Below are 20923 nucleotides of genomic sequence, written 5' to 3'. Positions count from 1 at the left end.
GAAGGAAAGCGAAGATTGAGTTCTTCGCTTTTCTTCTTCAATAGTATTTCTGTAATTAATATTGTGATGATAATAATTATCAAGTAAACTGTTTTTATCGAAACCAATATGTTAATTATTTAACCTTATTTTCATGATTAGAATAATTATGGGGGTATTTTATAAATAGAAATATAATAATACTCAATAAAGCCTTGAAACTGTTGACCTGAACACATCCAGATTGTATATTGATAAGGAAGTTAGATATTTATCAAACTTTTGAATAATCGTTAAAAAATATTTAAGTAAAAGGGGATCAGACATGAGTGAAGTGAACAGCACAAAAGTTTATTCAAGAAGAGACATGCTTAAGACAGCAGGAAAGGCAGCCGTTGGGGTAGCGGCTGTAGCTGTAATTCCGTCTTTCCTTACTGGATGCGACAAGAAAGTTGAGCTTCCATCAAAGGAAGTGCTTGCTTATGAATATATGCCTGCAAGTACCGATGCACCAGCATATCCATATCCTTATCAGAAGCTGGACGTGGCTACATCCATGGAAAGAGGATATGCAGGATACTACAATAAGGGCGGCTGCTGCCGAGGTGTAATCGATGCTGTTATCGGTCAGCTGGGAGACAAAGCAGGATATCCATGGAATCAGATTCCGGTAGATGTTTTTGCCAATGGAGCAACAGGTTTTGGTGCAGGTTCATTATGCGGAGCACTGGCAGGTGCGGCAACCTGTATCGGTTTTTCCATACCGCCAGAAGATGCACCAAAGGTGACGGCTGAGCTTTTCAAGTGGTACACAAGCACAGAGCTTCCTGTCTACCAGCCGGACGTTGATAATGAGGCGCTGGTATCCAAGAGCGTAAACTGCCTTGATTCAGTAGGACAGTTCCTTGAAGTATCAGGACATGCCATGGGCGATCCTGAGCGTAAAGCAAGATGTGCTGGCCTTACAGCTGATGCTGCAGGAAAAGTTGTAGAACTCATTAATGCTTACTACAATCTTTAATCACAATCCGGGAAACAGAAATTAAGAGAAAAGAGGAGAATCAGATATGGGAAGATTAGGAATGTCGGAACTTGTACTTATCCTTGCAATTGCACTGGTCATTTTTGGACCCTCCAAGCTGCCGTCCATCGGGAAATCCATTGGACTTGCTATCGGTGAATTCAAGTCTCATGCTAACAAGCTGACTGAAGACGTCATGAACAGCACGGAAGATGAGAAGAAAGATGAAAAGAAAAACTAAGAAGAGCCACGAAGATAAGCTCACCTTAGTTGAGCATCTTACTGAACTCAGAAACAGAATCATATATATGGCTGTGGCACTTGTTGCAGCCATTCTTCTATGCTACAGTTTCTCCGAGATACTGGTAAAGGATATGATCGGTATCGTTCCTGATGTCAGATTTGTTTTTATTTCACCAGCAGAGCTTCTCCTGTCCTACATCAAGATCGCGGTGATCATGGGGCTTGTCTTGTCCTCGCCATTTCTGATTACTCAGATCTGGCTATATGTCAGCCCCGGTCTAGAGAAAAAGGAGAGAAGAACCATCGTGTTTTCTCTGATTTTTGGAGGGGTATTCTTTGTTATCGGTGCAGTATTCTCCTACATAGTCGTACTGCCGCTTATGATCACATTTTTTATGGGCTTCCAGATGGAAGGAATTGAAGAGATGATCAGTTTCAGCAGCTATCTATCTCTTGTGGTGAACACTGTATTATCCTTCGGGATCATCTTTGAACTCCCGAGTATCATGGTGATCCTCACAAGACTAGGCATCATGAAGGTGAAGTTTCTCCGATCAAACCGTAAATACATCATTCTTGTGATTTTCATTGTGGCGGCGGTGCTTACACCACCTGATGTCATCTCACAGATGCTTCTGGCACTGCCTATGATTCTTCTTTTTGAACTGGGTATCATCTTATCCATGCTTGTTGAACGGAAGCGTCTTAAGGAAATACCTGCATAGCATATTGTTAAGATTGAACCTGACAGTTTATTGAAGCTGTCAGGTTCAATCTGTTTATCCTTTAATAGAAAAATTATTTAAAGATTTATCGGGACGTTGATTAGATCTGAGATAAGACTATAATATAGATGGAATAAAATTAAAGGAGGGATGATCATGAACAAGACTGAAGAATTCGAGCTGCTCTTTTCAAAACTTGAAAATCGGGAGTATACAGCCTTCAAAGTCGTGATTCAGGAACTCAATGAAGTGGATATTGCAGAATTCATAGAGTCTCTGCCAAAGGAATATAATGTCCTGGCCATGAGACTTCTGCCTAAGGACATGTCTGTGGAAGTCTTTTCCGAATTCGGGACCGATATGCAGGAGGAGCTCATTTCACAGATCACGGAAAAAGAAATCGATCATATTCTAAATGAGATGTATGTGGATGATCTTGTCGATATGCTTGAGGAGCTTCCCGCAGGGATGGTCGTGGATGTGCTGGAGAGAGTGGATCCTTCCTACAGAGAAATGATCAATCTTTTTCTTCACTATAAAGAAGGAACTGCCGGAAGCATTATGACCGTCGAATACACGAGCCTCAAGAAAGACATGACGGTGGGTGAGGCCATTGCGCATCTCAGAAGCAAAGGACAAGACAGTGAAACCCTGTACAGCTGCTATGTCATCGATCCGACCAGAAAGCTTGAGGGCATTGTGACCCTTCGTACGCTTCTTCTTTCCGAAGATGACGTGAGCATCTCGGATCTCATGGATACAAGTATCGTCAGTGTCTCCACAGAGGAAGACGTTGAGGAAGTGGCTGATCTTTTCGGAAAATACGACTTTATGACCATACCTGTAGTGGATTCTGAAAAAAGACTCCTGGGCATCATCACCGTCGATGACATCATCGATGTCATTCTGGAAGAAGATACAGAAGATTTTGCTCGAATGGCCGGAACAAAGCCCTCCGACAAGCCTTATCTCAAAACCTCAGTTTGGGAACTTGCCAGAAACAGAATGGGATGGCTGACTGTGCTCATGTTGTCAGGCATACTGACAGGTTATGTGCTTACGGTGTTTGAAGATGCCTTTATGGTCATTCCGGTACTTGTTACCTTTATCCCCATGCTTACGGATACAGGGGGTAATTCAGGATCTCAGAGCAGCACGCTTGTCATAAGAGGTATGGTGCTTAATGAAATCCGTACAGCTGATCTGCCAAAAGTGATATTCAAAGAATTCAAAGTGTCACTTATGGCCGGTTCGTTTCTTGCGGTGATTACGTATCTTAGACTGATTCTGTCCTATCCGGAGAAACCGCTCATTGTACTTGTGGTGTCTCTTGCCATCTTTGCGACAGTTATGGTTGCCAAGATCATCGGCGCGGTTCTGCCTTTTTTCGCGAAACTGATTAAAGCCGATCCCGCGATTATGGCTGCTCCGATGATCACAACGATTGTAGATGCGACCTCACTTTTAATCTACTTCTATCTGGCGCAGCTGATTCTTAACATATAACAGTCCTTTTATCCTTTAGTAAAGATGAACCTTCAGATGACCGCTTTGTGGGCATCTGAAGGTTTTCTGCGTCCATCGACAGATAAGGATGAGATTTCTCGAGGTATCATGGAAGAATATTATGGTATGGGCGTCATCCGCTGATCTTCCTAAACTGAAGATAAATGTATGAAGGGTATTGGTTTCAATTCACGGAGAATTAACATAAATGTTGTATCATGAAAGGGAACAAGTAAAAAGAAATGGGGGTCGTTTTATGAGATTACTCGTTATCGGAGCGGTCGCAGCCGGAACTTCAGCTGCCGCTAAAGCCAGAAGGAATGATGAAGATGTGGAAATCGTCATCTATGAGAGGGATACACACATCTCCTATTCGGGTTGCGGTATGCCATACTACATTGGAGGAGTCGTTGAAAAAGGAGAGGAGCTCACTCCTCGAAATCCTGAATTTTTTAGAAACAAGTATAATGTGGACATCAGAACGGAGCATGAGGTGCTCGGAATCGATAAGGACAGAAAAGAACTTAAAGTCAGAAACATTGTGAGTGGACAGGTGTTTACCAATCATTATGACAAGCTCATTATAGCCACAGGCGCAAGCTCAGTCATTCCACCGATTAAAGGAAATGAACTCAGTCATGTTTTCAGTCTGAGAAACATAAATGACATGTACAGGATCAAACACCATATGATCAACAGATCACCCAGGAATGCGGTGATCATCGGGTCAGGATTTATCGGTCTTGAAATGGCTGAAAATCTTAAGGGCATGGGGATGACAGTCACCATTGTCGAGCTTCTTCCTCAGGTTTCACCGACTTTAGATCCGGATATGGCGGTTATGGTCGAAAAGCATCTGGAAGAAAAGGGTGTAAGGGTAATTACCGGATCTCTTGCAAAGGAAGTCACAGAAGAAGAGGTTCTTCTATCCGATGGAACCAGACTCCCTGCCGATATGGTCATCATCGCGGCAGGAGTCCGTCCGAATGTGGAACTGGCTCTGGCGGCGGGAATAAGGCTCGGTGAAACGGGCGCCATCCGAGTGGATGAATTTATGGAAACCTCCGAAAAAGACATCTATGCGGCAGGCGACTGTATCGAGCAGTTCCATGCAGTAAGCGGAAAACCCGTATACAGACCGCTGGGTTCCACAGCGAACAAGACAGGCAGAATGGCAGGAAATAACGCTACAGGCGGGAAACTTGAATTCAGAGGTGTCCTTGGAACCGGAATCTTCAAGGTTTTCGATCTGACTGTTGCGCAGACGGGGCTTAGTGAAAATGAAGCGAAAAAAGAGGGATATGAAATCTCGGTGAGCCATAATATAAAGCCTGACCGTCCTGAGTATATGGGCGGGAAAGAGATGGTCATCAAGTCCGTTGCGGATAAAAGTGATGGTAGACTTCTTGGCGTGCAGATTGTAGGCGAGCAGGGTGTGGATAAGAGAATCGATGTATTCGTCGCGCTGATTACCTTCGGAGCCAGGGTGCAGGATCTTGTGCATCTTGATCTTGCCTATGCACCACCGTTTTCCACTACAAAGGATCCTGTGATGTATACAGGAATGATTCAGGAAAATGCAATTTTCGGCAACCGTCCCCTGGTGACCAGTGACGATCTTGAGGAGCTTATGAGTTCTGATGAAAAAGTGGTCATTGTGGATGCCAGAGTGAAGAAACAGTTTGAGGCAGCTCATGTGGAAGAGGCAAGGAATCTCCCTCATTCGGAGTTCAGAGACAGACTGGATGATATGGATAAAGATGCGGTCATCGTGACTTACTGCAATAAGGGGACCACAGGCAATGCTGTGCAGAATATCCTCTTGAACAGAGGATTCAAAAAAGTCTTTAACCTTTCAGGAGGTCATAAGACCTACTCGAGATACAGACATCTCAAGAAAAAACCGGAGTAAAATCCGGTTGTACGTAAACTCATGATAAAAACCTGAAAACATTAAGAGCCTGATCAGTTCCTTTTTGATAAGCTGTCAGGCTCTTAATGTTTTCCGGACTGACTCAGCTTTCCAGAACGTCCTGATATTCATCTGTCTTTTCCATAACACCCTTGGCAAATTCACAGACCGGTCTGATCTTTTTCTGTTCAGATCTGGCTTTCTTCACCATAGCTTTCAAAAGTTTCTTACCGACACCCTGTCCGCTGAAGCAATCATGGACATAGGTATGTTTGATGACGATGATCTCATCACCTTCGGTTTCAAAAATCATCTCTCCAGCTTCCATATCCTCTTCATTCATGAGATAGAGTCTTTTTTCATCCTGTTCAAGTCGCATAACTGGTCCCTCCTCGTCTTTTGCTATATATTTCAGTGCGCCGCTCGGGCATGCATCAATCAGTTCCATAACTTTTTCTCTGTGATGCTCACCGTCCGGGAAAATCCAGGGTTTCTTTCGTACATTGAATACTCTTCGATTTCCTTTAATACAGACCGCTGAATGAGTGCACAGCTCCAGTCTGAAATAGATATCCAGATCTGTACCCCGATACTTACGATAGCCCTGTTCTATGAGTTCCTTATCCTTCATGACAACCGACCTTTCCTTGGATGTTATTGATGCTGACAGTTACATTTTAACATAAGGGAAACCCTTTTGGTACTGAATGGATTCGAAAACTGAGGTGCTTGTCATTCCGGTTCTTAAGAAAAATATCAGCTTAAAGGAGGTTTTATTATAAGCCTGAGGAGAGATATAATAAGAGAAAAATCACTGATGAGGTAAAATATGATCAGACAGGCACAAAAAGAAGATGCTAAGAGAATTGTTGAGATTTACAGGCCCTATGTGGAAAAAACCGCCATCACATTTGCCTATGAGGCACCGTCGATCACCGAGATGGAAGATAAAATATTATCTTCCTCAGGAAGACACATCTTTCTTGTCCTCGAGATTGGCGGAAAAATTGCAGGTTTTGCCTACAGCTCCGTGTACAGAGGAAGAAAAGCCTATGAACAGACCGTTGAAGTATCCGTTTATCTTCATGAAGAGGAAAACGGAAAGGGATATGGAAGAATCCTTATGGAAGAACTGGAGAAACAGATGAAAGAGAGGGGCGCAGTCGTCGCCATTGCTGTCATCACATCCGGGAATGAAAAGAGCAGCAGTGCATTCGAGAGGATGGGCTATGTTTTCTCTGGTCATCTGCCGAAGGTCGGATTCAAATTCGGTACCTGGTACGGCATCAATCATTACTATAAAATTCTATAAAAGGAAGAAACTGTAGTGCCTGAGAATTCCGGATATGGCAAAGTAAAGCGCGATCTTCTGAAAACATCATTTCAGCTTAAACGAATCTTAAGTATTCGCTATAGATATCTTAAGCTTGATTCTCTATGCTGAAAGTAATGAAAATGCATACAAAGGAGACAGTTATGGGCAAAAGGAGCAGAAAAGTCAGTCAGAGGATGATTATCGGAGTACTAGCAATTATACTCGCAGGATCAGGGCTCTACAGTTATCTAAGTCGTGATAAGAATCAGTCAAAACCTCCCGTCCTGAATGTTCTGATGAACAACAGCATCAGAAGAGAAGCCGTTCTTGGAAGCTATGAATGGCACAGCGGCAGAAAAAGTGTCATTGCTGATGCCGATCATCCGGCCATGTTTGAATATGGTGAAAGCAGCACCTTGGAGGCGAGTAAAGGTCAGAAAGTCTACATGAGCGTAGCTCAGAATGAGGGTGAGCTGCCACATAGCATATCGTCTTTTGAAGTCTACAGAAAAGGCAGCAGAGAAAAACTTGAGGATGCGAAGTACAGCGTGAACGGAGAAACCGTTGTACTGGATATCCAGGAATCTTCAGGAGATTATGTCTATATGATTCGTATGGATTACGGCGACAAAGGAGAGGCGCATTATGGTCTCCATATTCTTGTGGACCAGCAGAGCTTTTCCCTCGAAAATCTGAAAAACCTTAAGACGCCATATGTCGGGGATCACGGGAAAGTCGGAGCGATTCTAAAAGAGATGCCTGTACCGGGAAGCGGTTATGTACAGCAGTATATGGGTCTTAAGACAGAGAAAGAGCCATACGGTGTGATCGTTTATTACGAGCCCAAAGAAGAGCTCTCGGGAAACATCATCATGCCGGAAAAAGATCCGGCCAACGAGATCTATCTCAATATGGAGAAAAATGCTCTGGTTCTTCTGTCTCTCATCGATAATGCAGGGCAGGTCACTTTCAGAGTGAGAAACACCCCATCAGAGGGCCAGCTGGAAGAGGATGAATACAAGACTTCTATAACCTTTACCGAAACCGAGCTTTCAGAGAAGTACGGATCCCTGGAGAATATTCTGGAGAACAGAGAACTATTTCCTGAAGAGTAGAGGCAAGGAAAGAAAGAAGCATGATCTTTCATAAACAGAATGAAATGACCGTCCATGGTGAATCTCACCATGGACGGTCATAACTTTATTTAAGAAGAAAGGGGGAACTTACTTCTTAGCTACATATCCTCATTGTCTTTTCCGAAGTTCGGATTGACGTCCGGTCTTATGGTCGGATTGACATTAGGATCTGCATTCGGATTAACATAAGGGTCATTGTGCACTTCAGTGATTACAGGCCCTCTGTCTCTTGATGGTGCTCTGTATTCACCCTTGTCAGGTGAACCTGACTGCCTGATTTCATCAAGCTGAGCTTTCTGCTCGGCTTCTTTCTGTCTGTCTTCTTCTTCCACTTTTTTCTGAATCTCTTTAAGACTTCCTTTGCCTTCTTCCATGTTGCGTTCTAATTTATTCAGCATATTCTTTGCGAATTCTCTTCCGCCGATTCCAAATGCCAGAGCGAAAGCAACCGCTGCCGCTACGATCAGTGCGATGAAGAGGGTTTCCACAAACAGTGCACCGATGCCAAGATGTGACAGCGCCATAAGTGCTGCAATGGCAATGATGACAAACTTCACAACGATGGCGGCAAATCTTGCCTCAGGTATGGTCTTCACAATAAACTTCTTGACCACTGAACCTAGGATATATCCGCCAAAAAGGATAAGCATTGCGCTGATGATCATTGGGAGATACGCAATGACAGCGGCTCCTATGGTCTGGAAGATTTCCAGGCCGATGAGATCGAAAGCCTGCACAGTGAAGAATAAAACGATCAGTACCTTCACGATCATTCCGATGACATTACCCAGATCAAAACCGGATGCTTTCGGTTCATCCATGATGTCTGCAACTCTATCGGATAGGCCGAATCCGTCGATGAGGTTTTCTACAAGATCTCCGACCAGCTTGGCGATGAATACACCAATCACGATGAGAATACCGGCTGCGATGATCTGAGGGATGATGTTGGTTATTCTGGTGAGCATATCTACAGCGGGATCTGTAATGGCTCTGATGTCCAGTACTTCAAGTGCTGCGATGATGAATGGGATGAGTACGATGACATACAGGATCTTACCGCCTAAATCCGCTAAAGATACACTGTTCTGGGTCTGCTGCCCTCTATCAGAAGAGTGCTCAAGACCCATTTTCTGTTTCAGTCTGTCCACTTTCAGTCTCTGAAGGAAACCCATAACCAGCTGCTGTACAATCTTTGCGATGACAAATCCAAGGAAGAGAAGCAGTGCTGCTCCAATCAGTCTTGGAATGTATCCAAGGAATGTGCCCACCATTTCGGTAAGTGGTGAGGAAATGTTCGTCAGACCGAAGCGGTCAAATATGCTTGGCAGGAAGAATAGTATGGTCAGGATGAATCCGAGTTTACCCAGAAGCTCTGCGATACTGTTTGCGTCTCTCGCGCTTTCACCAAGTTTTTCATTCAGTTTTAAAGCCTTAGCCCCTTTTACGATGAGCATCTTGACAAGATAGGCGACTGCGATGGCGATGATGAGATAGATGATCCCGACAAGAATATCGGGAAGACTTCTCTCTATGCTGACAGTTAGATCATTCATGATATCACTCCTTATAAATCAGTATGAATTTGGTTCTTGGACTGATTATAGGCAAGAGATATTGATAAACCTAAAATAAAATGTGAAGAAACATTGAGTTTACAAAGAGTTATCAGGGTATACACTTATTCGAAATATGTGTTCACAGATGAAATTCATCCTGTTTTCCGTATGATTTCCGTCCTGATTCTGGAGATGTGTATAGCGGGTTCAATATCACATACATGTTTATGCTATAATTGATTGTCAGAAGAATAACTAAATAATCCCAAATAAAAGTTTATTTTTATCTTATTAAGTGGTATAATATACTACATACTAATCAATATAGAAGAGGTGCAGAATATGAAATTAAAGCTGGAAAACATTCAGAAATCCTTTGACAATAAGGAAGTTCTGAAGGACATCACATTCGAATTCGAAAAGGGAAAGATCTATGCTCTGCTTGGCAGAAACGGTGCGGGAAAGACCACACTTTTCAATATCCTTGCAGATGAAATCAGGGAGGACAGCGGAAGTGTGAGCCTTGTTGAAGAAACTGGGATGAGGTCTCTGGAAATCGAGGATCTATCTTATGTCTACTCATCGCCTGTATTGCCTGATTTTCTTACAGGCTATGAATTCATCAGATTTTTTATGGACATCAATAAAGATAAGATCGCTCCGGAAAAAACCATCGATGACTATTTCGATCTCATAAAGATCGACAGAGAAGACCGTCACAGGCTGATCAAAGGGTATTCCCACGGCATGAAGAACAAAGTCCAGATGCTTCTTTTTCTCATCGCGAAACCACCGGTCATCCTTCTTGATGAACCGCTGACATCCCTTGATGTGGTTGTGGCCCTTGAAATCAAGAGACTTCTGAGAAGCATAAGAGAAGATCATATCATCATCTTCTCCACCCATATCCTTCAGCTTGCGACAGATCTGTGTGATGAGATCGTCATACTAAGCGAGGGGAAGCTCAGCCTTTTAGATCATGATATGCTCAGTGATGCCGACTTCGAGGAAGAGATCATGACAAGGCTTAAGGAGGGAACCAATGATTAACAGTATCCTGACCATCATGAAAGTGGAGACGTCGATCTTCATCAACGGATTTCTCTACTTCCTGAAAAAGCTGTTCTTTCTGAAGAAGCTCCTGAAATCCACGAGCTATTCCTTCTTGAAGATTAAAAATGTCATCGGTTATGCGGCTCTTGTTTATCAGGTGATCTGGGGGTCCATCAAGGCACTTCTCATTCCGCTCATCTTCATCATCCTTCCGGGATTTATCGGCTTACCTGAAAATACAGGGAATCCATACATCCTCATCTTTGTGTTCTACTTTATACTGAGACTGACAAGCAGTGCGCTGCTTGAGCAGAACATCCAGAAGTTTATCATGGTGAAGGAGCTTCGGATGAATCCGAGGGTCTACGCCCATGCGTTTCTTCTGAAAAAGGAAGGATTCAAGTTCATCGGGAGAACCCTTGCATTTCTTCTCGTGGGCGGTCTCATGTCCTTGTCCATTGAGAGAGTATTTCTGACGTCGGTGATGGCTGTTTTTGTATCATTGATATCGGAAACCCTTCACCTGTATCTCTTTAAAAAGAAAGGTTTTGTTCTTGAGGAACATAATACTCTCCTCATCATTGTCTGGCTTATACTGATCTTTACAAGCTATGGCGCATATTTCCTTCTGCCGTCGCTTAGTCCGGAAAGCTTCATGTATCATCCTGTATTCATTTTAGCCCTTGCAGCATCTGCTGCCTTCTCTTTGAGATACATCATCCGTTTTGATGCCTACGGAGAGGCACTGGGGCGTGCCACAAGTCTCGAGAAGATGAGCAGACTTCAGAATGCCATGAAAGAAGCTCGTACTGCTGATGTCAGAATGAAAGACAAGGACATGGTCCTTGAAGAAAGCGACAGAACCCGTTATGAGAATAAAGAAGGGTTTTCCTATCTCAATGCGATATTCTTTGACCGTCATAAAAAGTTTTTCTACAAACCGGTTGTCATCAAGACAGCCATCGTGACAGCACTTTTTGTGATACTTATCGGGGCTGGACTTATTTTTGATAAAGCCATACTGGGAGAGGCGGCAAGAGGATTATCCTCTGAATATAATATATTCATTTTTATCATGTATATGCTGTGCAACTCAAATAGAGAAACTAAAGCGATGTTTTTCAACTGTGATCTTTCCATGCTTAAATACGGATTCTACAGACAGCCGAAGGCGCTCCTTGAAATGTTCACCTTAAGGCTGAAAAGAATCGTCATGGGGAATCTGATTCCAACTTTTGCCATCATCCTGGGTATTCTCGTTTTATCGACTGTGTCGGGTGCGAGAAACTATATGGAAATCCTGCCGGTCATCCTCATGCTGATCTCGCTTTCTCTGTTTTTCTCCATCCACTATATCTTCATGTACTATATTTTCCAGCCCTATACCTCATCCATGGAGGTCAAGAATCCGTTTTTCAGCATCATAAACGGACTGGTCTACTTCGTGTCCTATATGGCACTGCAGATCAGAACACCTGCTGCAGCCTTTCTGCCGGTGATCATCATTTTCTCTATTCTCTATGCACTGGTGGCGGTAATTTTAGTCTATAAGAAGGCGCCTCAAACATTCAGGGTGAAATAATCTAAAAATTGTGTATAATAATAACATGAAATTTTTTGTTGAAACAATTGGTTTCAACTGGATGAAAGAGGTGCATGATAATGAAAAATGGTGTAATGTTTCAGGCATTTGAGTGGTATCTCCCCCATGAAGGGGCATATTATCTGGACATGATCAGAAAGCTCCCGGAGCTTAAGGATATCGGTGTAACGGCAGTATGGCTGCCGCCCGTCTGCAAAGCGACAAGCTCCTATGATACCGGATACGGGATCTATGATCTCTACGATCTGGGTGAATTTGATCAGAAGGGTTCAGTCAGGACCAAGTACGGAACCAAAGAGGAACTTCATCAGCTGATTGATGCCATTCATGAACACGGCATGCAGGTTTATGCGGATGTGGTCCTTAATCATAAAGCAGCGGCTGACTTTGAAGAGGAGTTCATGGCTGTTAAAGTGGACAGCTCCGATAGAACAGTGGATATCGAGAAACCGAAAAAAATCAGAGCATGGACCGGATTCAACTTTCCCGGAAGAAAGGGGAAGTATTCTGAGTTCAGCTGGAACTTCAACCACTTCACAGGAGTCGATTACGACACCATAACAGAGGATAAAGGAATCTTCAGAATCCTTGGAGAGAATAAAGGCTGGAACTGGGGCGTATCTCATGACAACGGCAACTTCGACTATCTCATGTTTGCGGATATCGACCATGCTCATCCGGATGTCAGAGAAGAGCTCAAAAGATGGATCGACTGGTTCATTGATGAGCTGAAACTTGACGGGATCAGGTTTGATGCGGTCAAACATATCGACGGCAGTTTTCTTGAGGATTTCTCTAAGTATATTCTGGAAAAACATGGAGAGGATTTCTATCTGCTTGGGGAATACTGGGACCACAGCATCAAGAACAAGAAGCAGTTCATGAAAACGACCAAGTACAGACTGGATCTTTTTGATGTTGCGCTTCATTTCAATCTTTTCGGCGCATCTCAGAACGGAGACGGTTATGACCTCAGAAAGCTGTTTGACGGGACAATAACCAAGGAAAACCCTTCCATGAGCGTGACTTTTGTGGACAATCATGATTCCGAGCCTGGACAGTCTCTGAACTCGTTTGTTGAACCGTGGTTCAAGGAGATCGCCTATGGATGCATACTTCTTCGCAAAGACGGCTATCCCTGCATTTTCTATGGAGACTATTACGGCATCGGTGGAGAATACATGATTGAGCCGATGAAGGAAAAAATTGATGTGCTTTCGCTCATCCGAAAAAACCACGCATACGGCAGTCAGGATGACTATTTTCAGGAGCCGCACCTCATCGGATGGCTGAGACATGGAAATGAGGAGCATCCGGGGAAATGCGCTGTCGTCATCTCCATCAAGGAAAAGAAAACCATAAGGATGTTTGTGGGAGAAGATCAGACAGGAAAGGTTTTTGCCGATTTTACAGGAAACTGCAAAGATAAGGTGGAAATCGATGAGGAAGGGTATGGCGAATTTGCTGCAGAACCCGGAAGCATATCCTGCTGGATTGAAGACGGAATCAAGCTATAATAACTTTTTGATCAGAATGACATGAATGGACTGCACCTTGAAGATGCAGTCCATTTATGATTTCTAAAGCACTTAGATGGAATCTCATCTGTGAATATGTTACTGTGACGGATGTGCTTCTGTAATCCGTCTTTTTTGTATGTTATGATTGAAATACAAACAGCCAAGGAGAATGATATGAGAAAAGTGAAACAGGGTGTGTACAGTATTTTCGGAAGAATCTATATACCGGAAGAGATTATGGGGAAGAGCGATCTCCTTCTGCATATTTCCGATACGCCTTCGCAGATATTTCCAGCGCTGAGAATGCTCATCCGAAAACTGAAACCGAAGGTGATTATTCATACAGGGGATCTCTCCGACAACATCAAGCTGGAGTTCAATGAGAACCTGATGAAAGATTTCGTTCTGCAGGCAAAGAAAATCATCCGCATCATGGAGTTCTCTTCAGCAGAAGAAGTCTATATTGCCATGGGCAATCACGATAAACTGAGAGAAGTGGAGAAACTTAAGGAAAGAAGCATACTGGCAGAAATGGGGAAGATCATAAGGATCGGGGAATATGATATTCATTTTTCTCATTACTATGAGGACGTGATGACAGAGCCTAAGGATTATAATCTTTATGGGCATAATCCCCTCATGAAGAATCACAAAGTGAGAAACCGGTGGTTTCTAAATGGGGTATCCAGCATCAATGTCATCGACCTTTCCACAGGGAAGGTTTATGAACTGAGATATCCATGGAGTACAGACGATTACAGGTATCGAAGAAGAAAAAGCGGCCTTTAGATAAGAATAATGATTGAGGAGAATGAGAGATATGGTGGAATTACTAAGGACCGGTCCCGGAATAGTACTGATCGAAACCCATGACGAAAATCAGCTGAAGGCGTTCTATGATGTGAGTTCGGAACATGGCATGTTCAGCCTGCTTGATGCGTTCAGCCTAGCCACGGAAGGAGAAACCATTGTGCTCATCACACCTGAGGACCACAAGGTGCTTCGAAGCAGTGAAGACAGATATGCGGTTATCCTTCAGGATGAGCCGTCTGTCATTCTCTCGAATCTCATCAACAGCGGGATGAGTGCCTATGTCGGGAAAACCAAGATCGTCTCGAGGACCATCATCATGAGAACCATGGGTGATATGGAAAAAGTCTTTGACGAGCTTCAGGAAGACTATCACGGCATTGAGGGAAGCATTATGGAGTTCATCAATTCCAATCTTGAACAGGGCGTGATCATCGCGCTGACGGACAGATCACTGAACCGGCAGGTGACCCTCGGCGACATCTATATGGAAAAGTGTCTGCTCATCAATGAAAATTATTTCACCATATTCAAGGAGCTGCGCTCAAATGCGCTGAAATATCTCAACAGCGGCCTGGGCAACAAAGTCTGGTACGAAATGGATATCCGAATCTATGATATGTACGGCGCCTTCAAGCTTCATTTTGAGCGGCTGATCAACGTCCTGACCGAACTGGAGATGGGAATTGTTCTTGGGAGCTCCTGGTCCAAGGATTACCCGAAGATGCTTCTGGCTGTTGATGTGTACAGCGTAAGGTTCTTCTCATTCTACGAGCCCCATTACATCAAGAAGGTCCTTCTGGGGATGGAATATGTGGATGACGGGACAAGAATTGTGGATTATGATCTCTATATGGGTAAAAAGAAAATATCCTGGAGAGACCTGACGAAAGACAGAAAGATGACCCGGGATAGACTGGGGCTGCTCTACAGACAGGAAACCCTTTCCAATCTGACCCATGATGAAGAGCTGAAAATCTATGAAATGGAAGCGAAAGTGATGGAGACAAGAAAAAGATAGTTTCTGTGCTTTTGAGAAATATTCCGCTTTTCCGAAGCAGAAAGATATGAGATGACCGGCTGGCTGATTTAAGTGAGAGCGGTCATTTTCTATGGGATTATTTAACATTGAGTTAATAAATTTTACAGGTTATAGACAGACATGGTCAGATAGAAGATACTAATCATAGGATGATTAATGATTTCCGCTTTATCTCAACGATTATCCTGAGGGAGGCTGTCATGGGCAGAACCAGCAATAAAGTGATCTATCTATCCTCTATGCTCATATTCGGTAGTATCGGGCTTTTCGTCCGGAAGATTCCCATGCCTTCACTGCACATCGCTTTCATGCGGACACTTATCGGAACTGCAGTCATGGCGGTCATTTATCTCATATCGAGGAAGAAAATAGACAGAAAGGCAGTTTGGGAGAACAGAATCAATCTGCTCTGCGCGGGTACGTTTCTTGGGATAAACTGGATTCTTCTTTTTGAAGCGTATAAAGGGACGACGATTGCAGGTGCAACACTTGCCTATTATATGGCTCCGATCATCTTTGTTATTCTCTCGTTTTTCATCATGAAAGTTAAGATTACAGAAATCAGGATTCTGACCATTTTCCTGTCCTTTTTCGGTCTGATCATCCTGCAGATGGAGGATTTTACGATCTATGGCAACATGTATTCCATAGGAATAGCCTATGGCCTGGCGGCAGCTTTCTTTTATGCCTTGGTCATTATTCTCAACAGGAGAATGCATAAGATAGAAGGACTGGACAGAACGTTCATGGAGCTCTTTCTTTCCCTTGCCGTTCTCTCCCTGTATATGGTGGCAACCGGACATTTTTCCGATTTTGTCATCCCGAAAGGTTCACTTATCTATATCCTTATTCTGGGGATTCTTCATACAGGGCTTGCCTACTATCTCTATTTTTCAACCGTGGACAAACTCGATTCACAGCATGTGGCTCTCTTAAGCTATATCGACCCCATGGCGGCGATTATCTTCTCCGCGGTTTTTCTTGGGGAAAAGGTATACTTCAATATGATTCTGGGGGCACTTCTGATTCTTGGGTCTTCTCTACTTTTCGAAATGATCGGTAAGAAAGAAGAGCGCAGAAGCTGAGTTTAATCAGTTTCCACGCTCTTTATTGATGTTATTCTGCTGCAATTGGGACATAGATTCTTGCAAGAAGCTCGTCATCCAGCATATAAAGTGCTGCAGGATTAAGCTCTGCTCTTTTCAGTTTACCGAGAATTGCGTTGAAGTTGCTTTCTTCTTCAACCTGCTCGTCCACATACCATTTGAGGAAACTGATTGTAGCATGTTCCTTTTCTTCGATGGCGATATCCATGAGATTATAGATTCTTTTTGTTACGGATTTTTCATGGACTAAGGACTTTTCAAAAGTATCCTTATAGCCGTCAAATTCCACTTCAGGATCAGGAATGCCCTTTAAAATCACTCTTGCATTCATTTCGATGAGATAGTCATAGAATTTCATGGCATGATCCACTTCTTCCTTTGCCTGTATACGATAGAAATTCGCAGCTCCAGGATAGTCATTGTCTTCGCAGTATGCGACCATGGAGAGATACAGATAGGAGGATAGAAGTTCATAGTTGATCTGATCATTGATGGCGTCGATTAGTTTCTGACTTAGCATAAACATTACTTCCTTTTTCTTCATATTTTTTGTGTCTATATCCTTACAATATACGGAAAATGAGGAAAGTGCAAACTTTTCGGACTTAAACAGAGATCATATTTACCAACTGTTCATTGATTGGATTTTGAATATAAAGGTGCTGATGTGTAGAATGAAAGCATAGTCAGGCTGATTGCCGCTTGATTCGCTATATGGATCGGGCAGTCAGCTTAATCTTAGAAAAGAGTGAGGTAGGAGAAAGAGATGGATAATACAATACGAGTTGAAGGAAAAGGAATAATCAGACGTAGACCCGATGTCATACAGCTCAGCTTCAATCTGAAATTCGAGGATGAAAAATATCAGGAAGCACTGGAGCTTTATAATGAAGGGTACGAAAATTTCATCGGTGCTGTTACAGAAGCAGGACTTCCGAGAGAAGAGATGAAGACCGCAAATCTTCATGTCGGCACTCATTATGAGCAGGAACATGACGGCAGAAATTACAGGAGTGTATTTAAAGGATACCTCATCACGTCGAATCTTTATCTGGAAATGCCCATGGATCTTTCCCTGCTTTCCAGAGTCGTTGAAAAGATTGCAGGAAGGGGAACCACTCCTGAGTTCACCATAACCTTCGGGATAAAAGATGAAGACAGGGATCTTGATGAAGCTCTGAGAGAAGCGGCACTTGATGCAAAGAAGAAAGCATCTGTTCTTGCGGAGACCATGGGGTTTTCCTTAGGTCATGTGAAGTCGGTGGTTGCAGTCAGTGAGGACAGCATCATCTATCATTCAAGGGTAGAGATGCCCAGAGAAATGAAGGCAATGGAGATGGACATCTCACCACGGGAAGTGGAGATCGAAAGAAAAGTCGAAGTGGTTTTTGAAATCCTCTAGAAAAAATCAATTGTAAATCTTTCATGGACAAAGTATAATAAAGTCTAAAAAACTTTGACATGAGGTAACAGAAGATGAAAATGAGAACGACAGACCCCGATAAAACCGTTAAAAGAGAAACCTTTTCCACTTCACTGACCGTATTTTTTGCGACCCTCGGTTCAGCAGTGGGGCTGGGCAATATCTGGAAATTTCCCTATATGACAGGCATGAACGGAGGAGGAGCCTTTATACTGGTATACCTCCTCTTTGTGCTGGTTCTGGGTATTCCCATCATGCTCGCTGAGTTCTTTCTGGGGAGAAAAACCAGGTCCAATGTAATCGGCGTATTCACCAAACTGAAAGCCCACAGGTTCTGGAAGATCATCGGTTACTTCGGTCTGCTTTCTTCTCTTCTCATCATGTTCTTCTACAGCACTGTTGCCGGATGGGTCTATGCATATGTTTTCAGAGCGCTGAGAGGTGATTTCAGATTCCTCGGCTCTCTTGGTATCGCTGAAGCAAGGGCGGCATCAGAAGGTATTTTCAGCGAAACTCTGCTTGGCGGTTCACCTATGATCTGGCAGGGTATCGTCATCGTCGTGGTTGCGGTTGTACTTCTTGGCGGTGTGAAGAAAGGGATTGAAAGGGTCACGAAGACGCTGATGCCCGTTCTTCTTGTCCTCATCCTCATTTCCGCAGTACGTGCACTGACCCTTACCGGAGCAGGAGAAGGACTGTCCTTTCTGATGAAGGCGGATTTCTCCAAGCTCAGTACCGGGTCTATACTTGCCGCTATGGGACTTGCATTCTTCAAGCTTTCTCTTGGTATGGGCACTATGGTCACTTACGGAAGCTACTTCAATAAAGAGAACAATCTAGTGGGTACCTCCTTCAAAGTGGCTTTTTCCGATGTAGCCGTGTCACTCCTGGCGGGCCTTGCCATCTTCCCTGTGGTATTCACCTTCGGTCTTGCACCTGAAGGTGGTCCTGGGCTTCTTTTCCAGACCATACCGCTGGTGTTTTCCATGCTGCCTCTGGGTAACCTTCTGCTCATCGCATTTTTCCTCCTTACGGCAATCGCCTCCACAACTGCTATGCTTTCCATGGTGGAAGTGCCGATCGCCATTCTGACAGAAGAAACCAGAATGAAAAGAAGTACAGCTGTTGTTCTCACTACAGGACTCATGTTCATAGTGGGTGTGCTCACAACTCATCCCGATGCGGTATTCGGTCATGTGGAAATCTTCGGAAGAAATCTGTTTGATTCCTTCGACTATATCTCTTCCAATCTGCTTCTGCCTTTAGGCGGACTGCTCATCACCATATTTGTGGCATACTTCGTCAGAAAAGACAGCCTGATTGAAGAGATGACAAATGAGGGGCAGCTGCAGAACAGAAGAGTCATTGAATTACTGCATCTTGTTCTGAAGACTGTGACCCCCGTACTCCTCATCATCGTATTTCTTAATGCTCTGGGGATACTGAATCTCTGATCTGTAATCCCCATTACGATACATATAAAGCCCTGAAAGGCGACTTTCAGGACTTTTTTTCCGCTTTTTCTTTAACTAGCGAGGTGACATAGGGTATAATTATTCAGTGATGGAAAGTGAAAGCAAAAGATAAAGAGGAGGTGCCAGATGAACCCAGAAGAAAGAATCGAACTGCTTACAAAACTGCTTGAAGAAAACAGGTTTAAAGCACTACGTGAAGAAATCATAGAACTCAATGAAGTGGACATTTCTGAATTCATCGGGATTCTGCCTAGAGATAAAGCCATTATCGTATTCCGTTTTCTGCCGAAGGATCTTGCTGCAGAAGTATTCTCGAATCTTGAGATCGATATTCAGGAAAAGATCATCCATGAAATCACGGACCAGGAACTTGGCTACATCTTAGATGAAATGTTCATGGACGATATGGTGGACATGCTGGAAGAGCTTCCTGCAGGGGTCGTCAAAAGAGTCCTCAAAAATACAGATGAAAAAACACGCCAGGCCATCAATACTTTCCTGAAGTATCCCAAGGATTCCGCAGGAAGCATCATGACCGCTGAATATACAAACCTTCGTGCGGATATGTCCGTCAAGGAAGCCATCAGATATCTGAGAAAAAACGGTGCAGACAGCGAGACGCTCTATAACTGCTATGTCATCGACAGAAACAGAGTGCTTGATGGGGTAATCACCTTAAGAACTCTTCTTCTCTCCCGTGACGAGGAAATGGTTTCAGATATCATGGAAGACGATGTCATCAAAGTGCATACTTCAGACGACAAGGAAAATGCGGCCTATCTCTTCAACCGTTATGATTACCTGTCTCTACCTGTTGTGGATTCAGAAGACCGGCTAGTGGGCATCATCACCGTCGATGACATCATCGATGTTATGGAAGACGAGGCCACGGAAGACTTTGAACTTATGGCAGCAACATTCCCTTCAGGCAAGCCGTATCTCAAGACACCGGCATGGGAGCTTGCAAGAAACCGTATCGTGTGGCTGACGGTGCTCATGATTTCAGGTGTCATCACAGGAGGAATCCTGTCAAGATATGAGGAAGCATTTACCGCCATTCCGCTTCTTGTCACCTTCATCCCCATGCTCACAAATACAGGGGGTAATGCGGGCTCACAGGCGAGCACCCTCGTTATCCGTGGTATGGTCCTTAATGAAATTGAAATGGCAGACGGTCTGAAAGTCCTCTGGAAGGAATTCAGAGTAAGTCTTATCGCAGGACTTTTCCTTGCAGTGATCAACTACATCAGACTACGCATTTCCTACCCTGGTCAGGAAGGAATCGTTCTTGTTGTTTCCCTTGCCATCTTTGCGACGGTCATCATTGCAAAGATTGTTGGCGGACTGCTTCCGATCATTGCAAAAGTATTCAAAGCCGACCCTGCCATCATGGCAGCTCCGCTTATTACGACCATTGTGGATGCCCTGTCGCTCATCATCTATTTCCTTCTGGCAGGGGTCATACTTAATCTGTAGTTATCTGAAGTGATAAGGA

At 43.7% G+C, this 20923-nt stretch carries 19 protein-coding genes; 16 read left to right on the top strand and 3 right to left on the bottom strand.

Annotation, left to right across the window (positions count from 1 at the left end; genetic code table 11):
• The first annotated feature begins 304 nt into the window (after positions 1-304).
• From RTX25_RS04450 to RTX25_RS04430, 5 genes are all read left to right on the top strand, one after another.
• The gene (locus RTX25_RS04450) at positions 305-1000 is read left to right on the top strand and encodes a C-GCAxxG-C-C family protein (protein ID WP_312650949.1); all 696 of its coding nucleotides are present in this window, start codon (positions 305-307) and stop codon (positions 998-1000) included.
• A 46-nt stretch (positions 1001-1046) separates the two neighbouring features.
• Positions 1047-1241, top strand: a complete 195-nt coding sequence (gene tatA, locus RTX25_RS04445) for a twin-arginine translocase TatA/TatE family subunit (RefSeq protein WP_312650947.1) — start codon at positions 1047-1049, stop codon at positions 1239-1241.
• On the top strand, positions 1225-1968 hold the full coding sequence (gene tatC, locus RTX25_RS04440) for a twin-arginine translocase subunit TatC (RefSeq protein ID WP_312650945.1): 744 nt from the start codon (positions 1225-1227) through the stop codon (positions 1966-1968). Before tatA ends, tatC begins: the two co-directional genes overlap by 17 nt.
• A 156-nt stretch (positions 1969-2124) precedes the next feature.
• Positions 2125-3474, top strand: coding sequence for a magnesium transporter (gene mgtE / locus RTX25_RS04435; protein ID WP_312650944.1), 1350 nt, complete (start codon positions 2125-2127; stop codon positions 3472-3474).
• A 256-nt stretch (positions 3475-3730) separates the two neighbouring features.
• Positions 3731-5386 carry an FAD-dependent oxidoreductase gene (locus RTX25_RS04430; RefSeq protein WP_312650942.1) on the top strand — a complete coding sequence of 552 codons (1656 nt, stop codon included), beginning with the start codon at positions 3731-3733 and terminating at the stop codon, positions 5384-5386.
• A 103-nt stretch (positions 5387-5489) separates the two neighbouring features.
• On the opposite strand, the gene RTX25_RS04425 is transcribed toward RTX25_RS04430, so the two are convergent.
• On the bottom strand, positions 5490-6017 hold the full coding sequence (locus RTX25_RS04425; RefSeq protein WP_312650940.1) for a GNAT family N-acetyltransferase: 528 nt from the start codon (positions 6015-6017) through the stop codon (positions 5490-5492).
• A gap of 198 nt (positions 6018-6215) precedes the next feature.
• Between RTX25_RS04425 and RTX25_RS04420 the strand changes: the two genes are divergently transcribed.
• Together RTX25_RS04420 and RTX25_RS04415 are read left to right on the top strand one after the other, a co-directional pair.
• On the top strand, positions 6216-6698 hold the full coding sequence (locus tag RTX25_RS04420) for an N-acetyltransferase family protein (protein ID WP_312650938.1): 483 nt from the start codon (positions 6216-6218) through the stop codon (positions 6696-6698).
• A gap of 164 nt (positions 6699-6862) precedes the next feature.
• Positions 6863-7816, top strand: coding sequence for a DUF4825 domain-containing protein (locus RTX25_RS04415; RefSeq protein ID WP_312650935.1), 954 nt, complete (start codon positions 6863-6865; stop codon positions 7814-7816).
• 119 nt (positions 7817-7935) lie between these two features.
• Here RTX25_RS04415 and RTX25_RS04410 read toward each other — a convergent pair whose 3' ends face one another.
• The gene (locus tag RTX25_RS04410) at positions 7936-9393 is read right to left on the bottom strand and encodes a mechanosensitive ion channel (RefSeq protein WP_312650933.1); all 1458 of its coding nucleotides are present in this window, start codon (positions 9391-9393) and stop codon (positions 7936-7938) included.
• Between the two features lie 345 nt (positions 9394-9738).
• Here RTX25_RS04410 and RTX25_RS04405 point away from each other — a divergent pair, with 345 nt between their 5' ends.
• The 6 genes from RTX25_RS04405 (at position 9739) to RTX25_RS04380 (ending at position 16509) form a co-directional block, all read left to right on the top strand.
• Positions 9739-10446 carry an ABC transporter ATP-binding protein gene (locus RTX25_RS04405; RefSeq protein ID WP_312650930.1) on the top strand — a complete coding sequence of 236 codons (708 nt, stop codon included), beginning with the start codon at positions 9739-9741 and terminating at the stop codon, positions 10444-10446.
• Positions 10439-12031, top strand: coding sequence for a hypothetical protein (locus RTX25_RS04400; protein ID WP_312650927.1), 1593 nt, complete (start codon positions 10439-10441; stop codon positions 12029-12031). Before RTX25_RS04405 ends, RTX25_RS04400 begins: the two co-directional genes overlap by 8 nt.
• Positions 12032-12111: 80 nt before the next feature.
• Positions 12112-13569 carry an alpha-amylase gene (locus tag RTX25_RS04395; RefSeq protein WP_312650924.1) on the top strand — a complete coding sequence of 486 codons (1458 nt, stop codon included), beginning with the start codon at positions 12112-12114 and terminating at the stop codon, positions 13567-13569.
• Between the two features lie 177 nt (positions 13570-13746).
• A complete protein-coding gene (locus tag RTX25_RS04390) occupies positions 13747-14361 on the top strand; it encodes a metallophosphoesterase (protein ID WP_312650922.1) in 615 nt (204 codons plus the stop codon).
• 31 nt (positions 14362-14392) lie between these two features.
• Positions 14393-15403 carry a hypothetical protein gene (locus RTX25_RS04385; RefSeq protein WP_312650920.1) on the top strand — a complete coding sequence of 337 codons (1011 nt, stop codon included), beginning with the start codon at positions 14393-14395 and terminating at the stop codon, positions 15401-15403.
• 221 nt (positions 15404-15624) lie between these two features.
• Positions 15625-16509 carry a DMT family transporter gene (locus RTX25_RS04380; protein WP_312650917.1) on the top strand — a complete coding sequence of 295 codons (885 nt, stop codon included), beginning with the start codon at positions 15625-15627 and terminating at the stop codon, positions 16507-16509.
• Positions 16510-16540: 31 nt separating this feature from the next.
• Here the strand turns inward: RTX25_RS04380 and RTX25_RS04375 are convergent, their stop codons facing one another.
• A complete protein-coding gene (locus RTX25_RS04375; RefSeq protein ID WP_312650914.1) occupies positions 16541-17050 on the bottom strand; it encodes a ferritin in 510 nt (169 codons plus the stop codon).
• Positions 17051-17296: 246 nt separating this feature from the next.
• On the opposite strand from RTX25_RS04375, the gene RTX25_RS04370 reads away from it, so the two are divergent.
• From RTX25_RS04370 to mgtE (RTX25_RS04360), 3 genes are all read left to right on the top strand, one after another.
• Positions 17297-17932 carry an SIMPL domain-containing protein gene (locus RTX25_RS04370; protein ID WP_312650911.1) on the top strand — a complete coding sequence of 212 codons (636 nt, stop codon included), beginning with the start codon at positions 17297-17299 and terminating at the stop codon, positions 17930-17932.
• Positions 17933-18006: 74 nt separating this feature from the next.
• Positions 18007-19407, top strand: a complete 1401-nt coding sequence (locus tag RTX25_RS04365; protein ID WP_312650908.1) for a sodium-dependent transporter — start codon at positions 18007-18009, stop codon at positions 19405-19407.
• Between the two features lie 147 nt (positions 19408-19554).
• Positions 19555-20904 (top strand): magnesium transporter, encoded by a 1350-nt coding sequence (mgtE, locus tag RTX25_RS04360; RefSeq protein WP_312650905.1) that lies wholly within the window; start codon positions 19555-19557, stop codon positions 20902-20904.
• Positions 20905-20923 lie beyond the last annotated feature (19 nt).

The sequence above is a fragment of the Proteiniclasticum sp. genome, from assembly GCF_032054185.1.
Lineage (GTDB): Bacteria > Bacillota > Clostridia > Clostridiales > Clostridiaceae > Proteiniclasticum.
Note: the sequence above shows the minus strand (reverse complement) of the source record. Positions and strands in the feature narration are given on the sequence as shown.